We start from the raw sequence: 12,258 nt of genomic DNA, 5'->3' as shown, positions 1-12,258 counted from the left end.
CGCGTTTTCGATGTTGATAACATGGCGTTTCCAGCCGGACGGTCCGCCGCAGCACCGGTTGCGCGGCGCAGGCGCGATCACATCGAGAGAGTTCTTGCATGCAGTTCGAAATCGTCGAGCGGGACGAGACGTGGGTCGCCGGACTACCGGTGCGCAGCCCGAAACGTGCGCTCGGAGAACTGCGCGACCGTGATCTCGAGGCGGCTTGGGCCGCGGTGCTGCATCAGGAACTGGGTGGCCCGCTGGCCAGCTCCTATACCGATTACGCCCCCGATCTGGGCACCTTCAATACGCAGATCGTCGGCTACGAATGCCGTTCGTTCGAGCAGGTGACGCGCGGTCATATCGTTTCCCGGCTCCCGGCCGGTACCTATGCGCGTTTCTCCTCGGTCGGTAATTTCCCGCAGATCATGACCGATCTGTGGACCCAGATCGCCTACGCCGAGGAACACAACCAGATCAAACGCACCTTCACCGGCGATTTCGAGTGCTATCCGCATGCGTACAAGATCGATCTGTACCTGGCGGTAGATCCCCGATGAGCCATTCGATAGTGGTCCGCGATGCGGCCGTCTACGGCGGTTTGGTGGTGCCGCGAGTGCGGCCGAGTTTCAAGGTCAGCAACAGTGAGCTGATCGAATTTCTGCGCGACCGGCTGCGTGATCGCGAGGTCGGTGGGGCGCTCCACACCGTATACGTGCCCGATCCGTCCGGAAATTACAACGTGCTGGTCAGCTACGAATATCGGACGCCGGATGAGGTTCCGGTGGGTGATGTGATGATTCGGGTGCCGAAAGGTGTCTATGCCCGTTTCGAGCCGAACGGTGATTATCACGATCCGGTCGAGGATGTGTGGGCGCAGGTGGACGATGCCACCGCGTCGGCCGAGATCACCCGCGCGTATCGGGAGGAGATCGAGGTCTGGCGGGGTCCGGATCGGCTGGAACTGTTCATCTCGATCCTGGTCTAATGTCCGATTGCTGACTGATAGCCGGTTCTGGACCGGACGGTCTTTTTGTTGTCTGTGTCGTACAACACCGGCGGCATGACCTGGCCTGATACCCGACTCCGCGCTCTGGTTTCGGAAGATTTGCCGGACGTCTGGTCAATTCCGGTGCGATGACGGATACTGCCCTGGGTGGCCGAATCCGACACCGAAAGGTCGCGCCGCGCCGCGCAGCAACAGAGTAGGAACCGTATGACTGGGCTGGAAGCCGGACCGGAGGCGCTGCGTCGATATGGCTGCTGACGAGCATGTGCGACCCGGTGGTACCGACGTCGTCGCGAGCCGGGGCGAATTGCGCCGCGGACCTCTCCGCGAACTCGCCGCGATTTCACCGCAATACGTCGATACACTAGCGTCGGTTCAGGGCGAATTCATCGACGCTCGGGGCGTGGACGTCCTTCCCTTGACATGCCGTGGATAGCGCGATCGGAGACAAGGTGCCTCGGCGAACGCTCGACTCGTTGGTGACCCAGGTCGCCGCGGAGTTGATGGGTGTCGACGCCACGACGATGGTGGCGGCGACCGAACGAGTGCTGGCCAAACTGGTCGACTACTTCGACGTCGATTTCAGTTTCGTCCGCCATACCGACCGGGAACGGCGGGCCACGGTGCTGGTCGCGGAATGGCCGCCGCGTCCGGACGTGCCCGATCCGGACCCGCTGCGCGTGGTGTATTTCGACCAGGCCGATTCGGTGTTCCGGGCCGTCGAACATGCGACCGAACCGATGATCGCGCGGCCCACCCCGGAATTCTCCGATTATCAGGAGACGATCCGGCGGTCCTCGGGCTTCGGGGATGTCACCACCGCCACCGTCCCACTGATCTCGCGTGGCGAACCCACCGGATTGCTCGGCTTCATGAAGATGGGCGATCGCGAGTGGAGTAACCGCGAAATCAATGTCCTCAAGGCCATTGCGGCATTGCTGGCCCAATTGCAGGCACGGGTGGTCGCCGAGGAACGGCTGCGATATATCGCGCTGCACGACGACCTGACCGGTTTGGCCAATCGCCGCGCGCTGCTCGAGCATATGGAGGAACGGCTGCGTCCGGGCAGCCCGGGACCGGTCGCCGCGTTCTTCCTCGACCTCGACCGGCTCAAGGCGCTCAACGACTTTCTGGGGCACACCGCGGGTGACAATTTCATCCGCACCCTGTCCGCGCGGCTGAAGGAACATCTGGATCCCAACGACATGATCGCGCGGCTGGGCGGCGACGAATTCGTGATCGTGCCGGCCAAGCCGGTGGATCCGGTCGCCGCGGAACTGGAGGCCACCCGCATCCAGCAGCTGATCACGCGGCGGGTGTCGGTGGGCGGTGAGACGGTCAGCCGCGGCGCGAGCGTCGGTGTGGCGCTGGGGATGCCGGGCGAGACCACGGTCGCGGATGTGTTGCGGCGCGCCGATCACGCGCTGTTGTCGGCGAAGTCCGGGGGCGGGAACGGCGTCGCCGTGTTCACCGATGCGATGCGCGCGCAATTCGAATTGCAGGACGATGTCGAATTGAACCTGCGCGGCGCCGTGTCCGACGGATCGCTGCTGTTGCACTATCAGCCCGAGGTCGATCTGCGCACGGGGCGGATCGTGGCGCTGGAAGCTCTGGTGCGCTGGCAGCATCCCACCCGTGGCCTGCTGCCGCCGGGCGCTTTCGTCGGGGTGGCCGAGGCGACGAACCTGGCCGGTGAACTGGGCCGATGGGTATTACGCACCGCCTGTGCGCAATTCGCCAAATGGCGGCGGGCCGGGCTGGCGTCGAATGTGGTGATTCGGATCAACGTGTCGCCGGTGCAGCTGGTGAGCCTGGATTTCGTGGAGTGCGTCGAGGATGTGCTGCGGCGGCACGGCATCGACGGCAGTTCGGTGTGCTTGGAGATTACCGAACACGTGGTGGTGTCGGATCTGACCCGCACCCAGGTCACGCTGCGGGGACTCAAACGAATGGGTGTGCAGATCGCGATCGACGACTTCGGCACCGGCTACAGTTCGCTGTCGCACCTCAAGGCGCTGCCGGTGGACGCGGTGAAGATCGACCGCGGTTTCGTCCAGCGGCTCGGCGCCAGTACCGACGACCTGGCGATCGTCAAATCCATTGTGGGACTTGCGGGTTCGTTCGGGCTCGGAGTGGTCGGCGAGGGGGTCGAGACGGCGGTGGCGGCGCGCACCCTGGTCGGGCTGGGCTGCTATCGGGCGCAGGGATTCCTGATCGCCCGGCCGATGCCGGCCGACGAGGCCGAACCGCATCTGGCCGAGGGACGCATTCCCCTGGATCTGGAACTGCCGCGGGTTTCCCGTGGAGCACATCGAATCTGAATCCCGGTATGGGCGAGGCAGATACCGTCGGTTCGTCTTGGTTGCTCGTGGAAACGCTGGGGCCCGGGGCGGAGCCGACGATCGTCGCGGACGGACCGCGCATTCGGGAGTGGACCAGCCCGGCCCGGGCGGGACGTGCGCTCGGCGCCGCTGCCACCACCCTGGCGGCGACCGCCATCGACGCCGCGCTGGGCGCGGCACCCGCCAAATATCCACAGGTGTCCGATGATTCCGTGGCGGACGGGCGGATCGTGCTGACCGAGGCCGACTGGACGGCGATCGCGGTGCCGATCTTCTGCTCCTTCGGGGCCGTGCACGGGGTGCAGTTGTGGCTGGGCGCCGCCGGGCAGCAACCGCCGCCGCGGCGGGCGGTAGCGGCGTGGGACTGGGACTCCGGTACCGAACTGGCTCATCACGGTCCCGGCCTGGAGGAGCTGGCCTTCGCCCGTGCCCCCGAGAACGTGCGGCTGGTGCGCACGCCGCCGGAGGTGTTCGGCCGGATGGTGCGCTTCGACGAGCGGATGGCCTACACCGCGGTCGTCGCCGGAACCGATCCCGCCGGCCGCTGGCAGGGTGAGCTGGCCATTCGCGGCGACGACGAGGTCGTGCGGAACTTCCAGCTGGTGATTCGGGTGCATCGCGCCGATCCACATCTCGGCGCGGCGACCCCCGCGCGCACCGCCCATATCACTCGGGCCCTGCTGCACGAGATCACCGATGTGAGCCCGCCGCGTCCCGATACCGACCTGGCCATCACCAGGGCGGTGTCCCGGTCGGGCCGGGCCGGCGTCGGCTTCGTGGAGCTGGCGATGGGCGTGGTCTACGAGTGGACCAGTGTGCCGCCGCCGCCCTTGCACCGGTGGAGTACGGAGCGACCGCTGGTGCATCCCGACGACCAGCAGACCTACCGCGGCGCCTTCGCGACCGTTTTCGCGGGTACGGGCGACAGCGCCGCAACGGAATTCACCTTCCGGCTCCGCTTCGCGGACTCGGAGTGGATCACGGTCCGCGCCGAATTGTCGCGGCTGGGTCCCGAGCGGGCGCACGTGGCATGATCCGGGTACGCCCGGCCGCCGGGTGAAGCGATCCGGGGAGGCACGGACCGGAGCAGGCGGTTCGCCGATCCTTTCGCGGGGATTCATCCGATATTCGCCGGCGTGGTTCACGCGGGTTGCACGATCGGCGGGTGCGCATCGCTCAGCTGGCGAACTTCTACGGTCCGCGTTCGGGCGGACTCCGCACCGCACTGCATCATCTCGGCGCCGGATACGTGGCCGCCGGTCACGAGGTGGTGCTGATCGTGCCGGGCGCCCATCGCGGCGAGGAGGTGCTGCCGAGTGGGGTGGTGCGGATTACCGTGCCGGCCTTGGCGATTCCGTGGACCGGCGGTTACCGCGCGGCCGACCCGCGTCGGGTGGCCGATCTGCTGACCGGCCTGGCGCCGGACGCGCTGGAGGTGTCGGATCGGCTCACCCTGCGCGGCTTCGGCCGCTGGGCACGACGCCGCGACATCGCCTCGGTGATGATCTCGCACGAGCGGCTGGATCGGCTGCTCGGCCAGGTGCTGCCCGGCTCGCTCGCCCGCCGGGCCGCCGATATCGCCAATCGTCGCACCGCCGCGGACTACGACATGGTCGTGTGCACGACCGCGTTCGCTCGCGCCGAATTCGAACGCATCGATGCGCCGAATCTCGCCCTGGTCCCGCTGGGCGTCGATTTGGATCTGTTCACCCCGCACCGCCACGACCGGGCGTTGCGGGCCCGGCTGGGCGGCTCGCATCTGGTGGTGCACTGCGGGCGACTGTCGGTGGAGAAGCGGGTCGATCGCAGTATCGAGGCGGTGGACCGGCTGCGGCGGGACGGGGTGGATGTGCGCCTCGTGGTCGCCGGGGACGGTCCGCGCCGCGAGGCGCTGGTGCGGCGGGCGCGTGCGGTGGCGGCGCTGCCCGACGGTCGGCCGGCGGTGCATTTCACGGGATTCATCACCGACCGAACGTATTTGGCGACGCTGTTGGCCAGCGCCGATATCTCGCTGGCTCCGGGGCCGCACGAGACCTTCGGGCTGGCGGCGCTCGAGGCGCTGGCGGCGGGGACCCCGGTGGTGGCCAGCCGATCCTCGGCGCTGGCCGATATCGTCACCGCCGAATGCGGGGCGGTGGCCGCCGACCATCCCTCGGCCTTCGCGGCGGCGGTCACCGATGTGCTGGCCCGCCCGCCCGGCCAGCGGCGCCGCGCGGCTCGTTCGCGCGCCGAACAGTTCCCGTGGCCGGTCGCCGTCGCCGGAATGCTGTCGGTAATGGGCGGATTGTCATAGCTGTGACCGGCTCCGACCGGCCCGGTGTGGATGCGGTGTGTCCGGGAACACGTATGCTCCTGGGCAACGGAGATTTCCGGTCCGGAAGCGACGTCTGTGACGGACGTCACCACATAGCATTCGAGGAACGGCGTGCGTGATCGCTTGAAGTCCGTGAGCGGCAAGAAAACTCTGGTCACCGGCGCGGCCAGCGGCATCGGTAGGGCGACCGCGATCGCTGCCGCCGCGCAGGGCGCCGAGTTGGTGCTGACCGATATCGACGCCGCCGGTCTCGCCGATACCGTCGAGGAAATCGGGCGCACCGGAGGGAAGGTGCTCGAATCGCGGGCGCTCGACATCAGTGACTACGCGGCCGTCGCCGCCTTCGCCGACGATGTGCACAACAATCACGGCAGCCTCGACGTGGTGATGAATGTGGCCGGCATTTCGGCCTGGGGCACGGTGGAGAATCTCGAGCACCGGCACTGGCGCTCGCTGGTCGACGTGAATCTGATGGGCCCGATCCACGTGATCGAGAGCTTCGTGCCCGCCATGGTGCGGGCCGGGCGTGGCGGGGCGCTGGTCAACGTGTCGTCGGCGGCGGGGCTGCTGGCCTTTCCCTGGCATGCCGCCTACAGCGCGAGCAAATACGGTCTGCGCGGGGTGTCGGAGGTCTTGCGCTTCGATCTGGCGCGGCACGGGATCACGGTTCACCTGGTGGTGCCCGGCGCGGTGAACACGCAACTGGTGGAGACCGTCGAGATCGCCGGCGTCGACCGGCAGGACCCGCGAATCCAGCGCTACGTCAAGCGCTTCCAGTCGCACGCGGCCACGCCGGACCAGGCGGCGCGGGCCATTCTGCGGGGGATCGAGAAGAACCGCTTCCTCGTCTACACCTCCTTCGACGTGCGCTTCGGCTATTGGTGGGCGCGAAAGTTCGCCTGGCCCTACGAGTTCGCGATGCGCCGGGCGAACGACCAGTTCAGCAAGTTCCTTCGCTGAGTCCGGCGCTCTGCGCGCCGCAACCGGCTGCCTCGGATTCGTCCGGCGCGGCCGGTGTCCGGCAATCCTCGGGCCGGGTGCAGTCGATGCTGACGTCCAGGGTGCGGGCGCCGGGTCCCTCGTCGCCGAGCCGATCGTGATAGTTGACGATGCGGCAGCTGCCCAGCGACAGGCAGCCGCACCCGATGCAGTCGGTGAGGCTGTTGCGCAGCCGGGTCAGTTGTTCGATGCGCTGATCGAGGTCGGCGCGCCACGTTACCGACAATCGCTCCCAATCCTTGCGGTTGGGCGTCCGTCCCTCGGGTAGGGTGTCGAGAGCCTTACGGATTTCGCTCAGCGGAATTCCGACGCGCTGCGAGATCCGGATGAATGCCACTCGGCGCAGCGTTTCCCGGGAGTACCGGCGCTGGTTGCCGCTGGTGCGCCGACTCGCGATCAGGCCCTCGCGTTCGTAGAAGTGCAGTGCCGACACCGCGACCCCGCTGCGTTCCGACAGTTGGCCGGGGGTGAGCTCCTTGGCTTGCCAGGTCGTGTGTTGCATACCTGAACAATACTTGAGGTTATCGGCGGCCGGGCCGGAACCACCCAACTCGATGGTGGCGGTACGGACCGGCGTGGTGGCCGAACAATTTCGTGCCAACCCGGCGGCGGGCCGTTACGGTCGGAATATGGGAACAGAGGCTGTGCCGCCGGCGCGACCGTTTTCCGTGACGACGGAGGTCGGAACCCTGCGCGCCGTGCTGTTGCATCGGCCGGGCGATGAGCTGCGCCGGCTCACCCCGCGCAACAACGACCAACTGTTGTTCGACGCCATCCCCTGGGTGGAGCGCGCACAGCAGGAACACGAGATCTTCGCCGACGTACTGCGCGGTCGCGGCGTGGAGGTGCTGCTGCTGGCGGATCTGCTGACCGAGACGCTGGCGGTCAGCGGGGCGGGGCGCAGCATGGGAATCACCGCCGCCGTCGACGCGCGCCGGATCGGCTACGCCCTCGCCGAGGAGTTGAAGACCTATCTGCGCGCGGTGCCCGCGCCGGACCTCGCCCGAATTCTCATGGCGGGCATGACCTTCGACGAACTGCCGTTCGAACCCGATGCCACCTCGCTGGTGCGCCGCATGCACCACGGCACCGATTTCGTCATCGATCCGCTGCCGAATCTGCTCTTCACGCGGGATTCCTCGTTCTGGGTGGGGCCCAAGGTGGCCATCACCTCACTGGCGCTGCCGGCCCGCGCCCGGGAAACCTCGCTGACCGATCTGGTCTACGCCTTCCATCCGCGCTTCCTCGGGGTGCGCCGCGCCTACGAATCGCATACCGCGCCGATGGAGGGCGGTGACGTGCTGCTGCTCGCCCCCGGGGTGGTGGCGATCGGCGTGGGCGAACGGACCTCGCCCGCGGGCGCGGAAGCATTGGCGCGCAGCCTGTTCGACGATGCGCTGGCCCACACCGTCCTGGTGGTGCCGATCGCGCAGAACCGGGCGACCATGCACCTGGACACGGTGTGCACCATGGTCGACCGCGATGCGGTGGTGATGTATCCCGGCGTACAGAATTCGCTGTGCGCGTTCACCATTCGCGCCGATGGCGATGCGGTGCGGATGAGCGGCCCGGATCCGTTCCTGCCCGCCGCGGCCGAGGCGATGGGCATCGACAAATTGCGGGTCATCGACACCGGCCTGGACGGGGTGACGGCCGAACGTGAACAGTGGGACGACGGTAACAACACACTGGCCTTGGCGCCCGGCGTCGTCGTCGCCTACGAACGCAACGAGAACACGAATTCCCGGCTGGCCGATGCCGGTATCGAGGTGCTGACCATTCCGGGCTCGGAACTGGGCTCCGGTCGTGGCGGCCCCCGGTGCCTGTCCTGCCCGCTGTCGCGCGACGAGGTGTAGCCCCCGATGCTGGATATCCCGGTCGATCACCACTCCACGGTGCCGCCGTACGAACAACTGCGGCTGGGCATCGTCGCCCGGGTGCAGTCCGGCGAACTGACCGCCGGGACCAAGATCCCCACCGTGCGCGCACTCGCGGGACATCTCGGTCTGGCACCCAATACGGTGGCGCGCGCCTACCGGGAGCTGGAACAGGACGGTGTACTCGAAACCCGGGGGCGGCTGGGCTCGTTCATCGCCTCGTCGGGCGATCCGACCCGCGACGCGGCCGGCCGGGCCGCGACCGAATACGTCACCGCCGTCCGGCGATTGGGCCTCGACGACGAGGCCGCGCTGCGTTTCGTCCGCGCGGCACTCGGCGAAACTCCCGGATAGCTCGAGTTCGCGGGCGGCTCAGCGCCAGCTCGGCAACCACAGGTGGTCGTGCCAGTTGCCCGGGGTGATGGGTAGCGCCGTCAGAATCGGCCACAACCAGATGAAATTGGCGATCACCAGGCCCAGATACAGGCAGACCAGGAGCAGACCGAGACTCCGGCGCTCGCCGGCGAGCGCGAACCAGCGGCCGGAGCGGGCTCGTACCAGCGGCGCCGGACCGAGGATGTCCCCGAGTATCAGCGCCAGACCCATCACCAGGAACGGGGCCATCGGCACCGCGTAGAAGAAGTACATCTGCCGATCCAGATCGGCGAACCAGGGCAGCAGGCCGGCGCCGTAGCCGACCAGCACCGCCGCGTACCGCCAGTCCCGGCGGGTGACGCTGCGCCACAGGGCCCACGCCACCATGGGCAGCGACAGCCACCACATGGCCGGGGTCCCGATCAGCATGACCGCCTTCACACACACCGATTGGCCGCAGCCGGTGACGCCGTTGTCGGCGTAGTAGTACAGCATCGGCCGCAACCCCATCGGCCACGACCACGGTTTGGATTCCCACGGGTGATGGTTACCGGCCGAATTGGTCAGGCCCTCATGGAATTTCAATGATTCGGCCTGGTTGTGCCACAGCGAGCGGAGGGCGTCCGGAATCCAGGACCAAGTGCCGCCGGTGCCGACGGCGTTGCCGACCGAATAGCGGTCGTAGCCGTCCTCACTGGCGAACCACCCCCAGTAGGTGGCCAGATACACCAGCAGCGGAATGAGCACCAGCGCGTACAGGGCCGGGCCGATATCGCGGACCGCTGTTCCGGCCCACGGCCGCGGCACCCCGTAGGCCTTGCGGGCGGCCACATCGAAGCAGACCGTCATCAGGCCGAAGAACAGAATGAAGTACAGGCCCGACCATTTCGTGCCGCATGCCATTCCCAGTAGGAGTCCGGCCCCGAACCGCCACCAGCGCACCCCCAGCCGCGGCCCGAACGCGGTCAACGCGATCCGGCCCTCGGCGTCGGCCCGGGCCAGTCGCGTCCGCACCTCGTCCCGGTCCACGATCAGGCAGCCGAAGGCGCCGACGACGAAGACGGCCTGGAAGATGTCCAGCATCCCGATGCGCGAGGAGACGAAGGTGACACCGTCGGCGATCAGGAGAATGCCCGCGGCCGCGCCGATCAGCGTGGACCGCGTCATGCGGCGGGTGATGCGGATGACCAGCAGTACCAGCAGTGAGCCGAACACCGCGGCGGTGAAGCGCCACCCCCAGCTGGTGTAGCCGAACAGCGCCTCGCCCAGCGCGATCATCTGCTTGCCGACCGGTGGATGCACCACCAACCCGTAGGCCGGATTGTCCTCCACCCCGCCGCCGGTGAGCATCTGCCAGGCCTGCGGCGCGTAATGCTTCTCGTCGAAAACCGGGGTTCCGGCGTCGGTCGGGTAGTTCAGCATGGTGAACCGAGTGACCGCCGCGATCGCGGTGAGGAAGATCGTGACCAGCCACCCCCGCGCCCGATCGGTGGGGCCGAAATCGGGGGAGGGGCGCAGCGGCGCCGGACTGGACAAGGCCGGGCCCGCGCCGATCGCCGGTCGCGCATCGGTCAGCTGGGTCACGCCACCGATCGTATGCGGTCGGCGGACACATCCCCCGCGCGGCGGTGAGTCGAGGTGCACGGGAGACGAAGCCGACGGGGACGCGGGAGCCGGGGCCGTCGCGAACGACGTGACGGCGAACGCGGCGGGGCGGGCCCGAGCCGAGGGGGTAGCGTGTGCGCGGATCGGGTGCGGGCGCCGGCGGTCCGGAACGAACGACGGGCGGTGCGCGGAACGGCGGAGAGGACGGCGATGGGCGAGCACGGCGGGCGGTTGGTGCTGGCGGCGACGCCGATGGGGGATATCGGGGACGCCTCCCAGCGGCTGCGGGACGCGTTGACCACCGCGGACGTGGTGGCCGCCGAGGACACTCGCCGCACTCGCGCCCTGGCCAAGGCGCTCGGGGTGGAGATCACCGGGCGGGTGGTGAGTTTCTACGACCACGTCGAATCCGCGCGAATCCCGTTGCTGCTCGGGGAAATCGAAGCGGGCAGGGTCGTCCTGCTGGTCACCGACGCCGGGATGCCGTCGGTGAGCGATCCCGGCTACCGGATGGTCGCGGCGTGTATCGAACACGATCTTCCGGTGACGTGTCTGCCCGGGCCCTCGGCCGTCACCACCGCGCTCGCGTTGTCCGGGCTGCCGATGGAGCGGTTCTGCTTCGACGGGTTCGCGCCCCGCAAGTCCGGTCAGCGCAAGCAATGGCTGGCCACGCTCGTCACCGAACCCCGGGCGGTGGTGTTCTTCGAGGCGCCGCACCGGCTCGCCGACTGCCTGGCCGATGCCGCCGAGGTCCTGGGCGCCGACCGGCGAGCCGCGGTGTGCCGGGAGCTGACCAAAACCTACGAGGAGGTCGTGCGCGGCGGCCTGGCGGAGCTGGCGGACTGGGCGGTCGAGGGCGCCCGCGGTGAGATCACGGTGGTGGTCGAGGGGGCGCGACCGGTGTCGGCGGATCCGGTCGATCTGGTCGGCGCGGTGGAGGAACTGGTCGCCGACGGTGTGCGGCTCAAGGACGCCTGTGCGCAGGTGGCCGCGCGGGCGGGGGGAGTGTCCCGGCGCGAACTCTACGATGCGGTGCTCGCCGCTCGGGCAGGCGGATAGGCGTTCCGGCCTCGGCTAGACACGCACGGGCAGCGGCGCCAATCCCAGTACGGTATACGCGAATTCGATGAAGGCGGGCGCCAGGTCGGGAACGCGGCGGGCGCCTTCGCGAACCAGCACGCGCCGGGTGCGTTCACCGATGGCATCGGGGACCAAGGCGATCACGTCGTCCGATACGGCCGGTATCGCGGAGTTCCCGGCGCGCGCCTGATCGTGGAACTGCCGATAGAGGGTGGCGAACCGGTCGACCGCCCGATCGCGCAATCCCGCGGTCGCATCACCGACGAGCAGGGACTCCACCAGGATGAGGCGCGCGAAATCCGGTTCCGCGGCCACCACCGCACAGAACGTGCCGATCATCGTTGCGATCCGCTGCCGGGGGTCGGCCTCCGGTGGCAGTTCGGCCAATTCCCCGGCGATCCGGGTCCGGATGATCTCCACTCCCGTATGCACGGCCTCGACGAGACAGTGTTCCTTGTTGTCGAAATGTTCGTAGAAGGTGCTGCGGGATACGTGCGCGGAGCTGACGATATCGGTGAGGGTGGTCGCCGAATAGCCGCGGGCGCCGACACATTCGACCATCGCGTCGATGAGCCGGCCCCGCGGGGTGTCGAGCAGCTGCGCCCGCGCGGTGCGATGCCGCTCGGCGAACTCGGTGGCCGCGGGTGGGGCGCCGTGCGCCGGATCCGGATCCAT

The 12,258-nt window shown here is 68.3% G+C and carries 12 protein-coding genes; 9 read left to right on the top strand and 3 right to left on the bottom strand.

Annotated features, from left to right (window positions below):
* Positions 1-98 precede the first annotated feature (98 nt).
* The 6 genes from ON37_RS21725 (at position 99) to ON37_RS21700 (ending at position 6,607) form a co-directional block, all read left to right on the top strand.
* Positions 99-542 carry a GyrI-like domain-containing protein gene (locus tag ON37_RS21725; protein WP_040721820.1) on the top strand — a complete coding sequence of 148 codons (444 nt, stop codon included), beginning with the start codon at positions 99-101 and terminating at the stop codon, positions 540-542.
* Complete coding sequence (locus ON37_RS21720) at positions 539-970, top strand: effector binding domain-containing protein (protein WP_040721819.1); 432 nt, start codon at positions 539-541, stop codon at positions 968-970. Before ON37_RS21725 ends, ON37_RS21720 begins: the two co-directional genes overlap by 4 nt.
* Before the next feature lie 524 nt (positions 971-1,494).
* Complete coding sequence (locus ON37_RS21715; RefSeq protein WP_051031902.1) at positions 1,495-3,312, top strand: putative bifunctional diguanylate cyclase/phosphodiesterase; 1,818 nt, start codon at positions 1,495-1,497, stop codon at positions 3,310-3,312.
* An 8-nt stretch (positions 3,313-3,320) separates the two neighbouring features.
* Positions 3,321-4,367 (top strand): GAF domain-containing protein, encoded by a 1,047-nt coding sequence (locus tag ON37_RS21710; protein WP_040721817.1) that lies wholly within the window; start codon positions 3,321-3,323, stop codon positions 4,365-4,367.
* Between the two features lie 131 nt (positions 4,368-4,498).
* A complete protein-coding gene (locus ON37_RS21705) occupies positions 4,499-5,626 on the top strand; it encodes a glycosyltransferase (RefSeq protein ID WP_040721866.1) in 1,128 nt (375 codons plus the stop codon).
* A 153-nt stretch (positions 5,627-5,779) separates the two neighbouring features.
* Positions 5,780-6,607, top strand: coding sequence for an SDR family oxidoreductase (locus ON37_RS21700; RefSeq protein WP_373282069.1), 828 nt, complete (start codon positions 5,780-5,782; stop codon positions 6,605-6,607).
* Here the strand turns inward: ON37_RS21700 and soxR are convergent.
* Positions 6,588-7,148, bottom strand: a complete 561-nt coding sequence (soxR, locus tag ON37_RS21695; protein WP_083893184.1) for a redox-sensitive transcriptional activator SoxR — start codon at positions 7,146-7,148, stop codon at positions 6,588-6,590. The two genes, ON37_RS21700 and soxR, sit on opposite strands and share 20 nt — an antisense overlap.
* 127 nt (positions 7,149-7,275) lie before the next feature.
* Between soxR and arcA the strand changes: the two genes are divergently transcribed.
* Entirely contained in the window at positions 7,276-8,502 is a 1,227-nt protein-coding gene (gene arcA / locus ON37_RS21690) for an arginine deiminase (RefSeq protein WP_051031901.1), read from the top strand.
* A gap of 6 nt (positions 8,503-8,508) precedes the next feature.
* The gene (locus ON37_RS21685; protein WP_040721815.1) at positions 8,509-8,877 is read left to right on the top strand and encodes a GntR family transcriptional regulator; all 369 of its coding nucleotides are present in this window, start codon (positions 8,509-8,511) and stop codon (positions 8,875-8,877) included.
* An 18-nt stretch (positions 8,878-8,895) separates the two neighbouring features.
* Here ON37_RS21685 and ON37_RS21680 read toward each other — a convergent pair whose 3' ends face one another.
* The gene (locus tag ON37_RS21680; RefSeq protein ID WP_051031883.1) at positions 8,896-10,482 is read right to left on the bottom strand and encodes a dolichyl-phosphate-mannose--protein mannosyltransferase; all 1,587 of its coding nucleotides are present in this window, start codon (positions 10,480-10,482) and stop codon (positions 8,896-8,898) included.
* Positions 10,483-10,713: 231 nt separating this feature from the next.
* On the opposite strand from ON37_RS21680, the gene rsmI reads away from it, so the two are divergent.
* On the top strand, positions 10,714-11,562 hold the full coding sequence (rsmI, locus tag ON37_RS21675; protein WP_040721813.1) for a 16S rRNA (cytidine(1402)-2'-O)-methyltransferase: 849 nt from the start codon (positions 10,714-10,716) through the stop codon (positions 11,560-11,562).
* A gap of 15 nt (positions 11,563-11,577) precedes the next feature.
* Here rsmI and ON37_RS21670 read toward each other — a convergent pair whose 3' ends face one another.
* Complete coding sequence (locus tag ON37_RS21670; protein WP_040721812.1) at positions 11,578-12,258, bottom strand: TetR/AcrR family transcriptional regulator; 681 nt, start codon at positions 12,256-12,258, stop codon at positions 11,578-11,580.

It is taken from the genome of Nocardia veterana NBRC 100344, from assembly GCF_000308855.1.
Lineage (GTDB): Bacteria > Actinomycetota > Actinomycetes > Mycobacteriales > Mycobacteriaceae > Nocardia > Nocardia veterana.
The sequence above is the reverse complement of the archived record's forward strand: the minus strand, read 5'-3'. Positions and strand labels throughout refer to the sequence as shown.